The 1,199-nt window shown below is 35.0% G+C and carries 2 protein-coding genes; both read left to right on the top strand.

From position 1 onward, the window contains the following. Window positions 1–683 (top strand): hypothetical protein (locus H3T96_RS14575; protein ID WP_198248691.1); only part of this gene is annotated, 683 nt, incomplete at its 5' end. Then, on the top strand, window positions 680–1,199 hold a 520-nt coding region (locus tag H3T96_RS14570; protein ID WP_198248690.1), incomplete at its 3' end, for a hypothetical protein. The genes H3T96_RS14575 and H3T96_RS14570, both read left to right, overlap by 4 nt.

Here is a 1,199-nt window from a genome sequence, read left to right as displayed (position 1 = left end):
AGCCAACCGATAAAGGTAAGGCCTATTTATCAAGTTTTGATAGTATGGCAATGGCAATTAATGACTACATGGTGGCAAGAAGTGGAGTTTATGCCGTTATACACTTAGGAAGTTCAACCTTTTATTCAGATAAAACACGAGCAAATAAAGATGTAATGGCGGCCACTTCCGGAATTGTGACGACATTCCCAATTTTTATGGCAGTTGACTCAGCGAGTAAAGAGGTTTATATATCACTTGGTTTGCCGAATTACAATGATTTGTTTAGTGATTATGAGGGTATGCTTCGTTTTTATGATGCTGAAAGCAACGAAGTGGCTATAGTTAAAATTAGTAAAGGGAAGAAATATCCGATACTGGAATTTGTTGATAATTCGCCAACGGATATTTTGGTTAAACGCCCCGAGCCTTTAGAGCCAGTGACCCGAGAAAAAGATTTGAGAAAAAGTAAAGTTGGCCGAGTTGAATCCTATAAAGATGCCGCAGATGAAGAAGGTAAAAATTTAGGGTATTTTCAAATTTATTATAAAACGGGTGAATGTTATTTCCCTGTTGATAGTGAAATCTATATGCAAGTGCTATATTGGCCTAAAGGAAAAACGATCAAAAATGACCAAAATAAAAGTGTTGAAACTCATCCAATAGTGATACATGATACTGTAAAAAGCGAGATATTCTCATGAAATTAAATTTAATTAAAATAAGCCAATTAATAATTATGGTTTTAACTATTAGTACTTTATTGGGTTGCTATAACAAAGAAGAGTTTAAGCGAAGAATTAAAGATGGTTGGGACAAAGTGCATGCTAGTACTATACTAAAAGGCGACTTTTGCTACTATGTAGGTGACGTAAAATTCCCTTATACCGATGAGCCAGTATTAGAAGATGATATTCAGTGGGATATTTGGAATAAGGAAGATCTTGCCAAAACATTGCCTTTATTTGCTGAGATTGGCTTATTAATTCGTGAGCCGGTAGAAGGACACCCCGAACTTTATCATTATGAGGTGACCGAATTAGGGGAAAAGTACCGTTATCAAGATATTATTACAAATGGGCCCCGACCAATATATAAAAATTACTTTTGTTATGGTCAGATAGTGGTAGGGGACGTAACAGATGTCGAAAAAAATGAATATACACGTGCAAAGGGTTATAGTTACAATCAAACCAATTTTTATGTTACTTATAATTATC

This window comes from Gilliamella sp. W8136, assembly GCF_016101285.1.
GTDB lineage: Bacteria > Pseudomonadota > Gammaproteobacteria > Enterobacterales > Orbaceae > Gilliamella > Gilliamella apicola_N.
The sequence above is the reverse complement of the archived record's forward strand: the minus strand, read 5'-3'. Positions and strand labels throughout refer to the sequence as shown.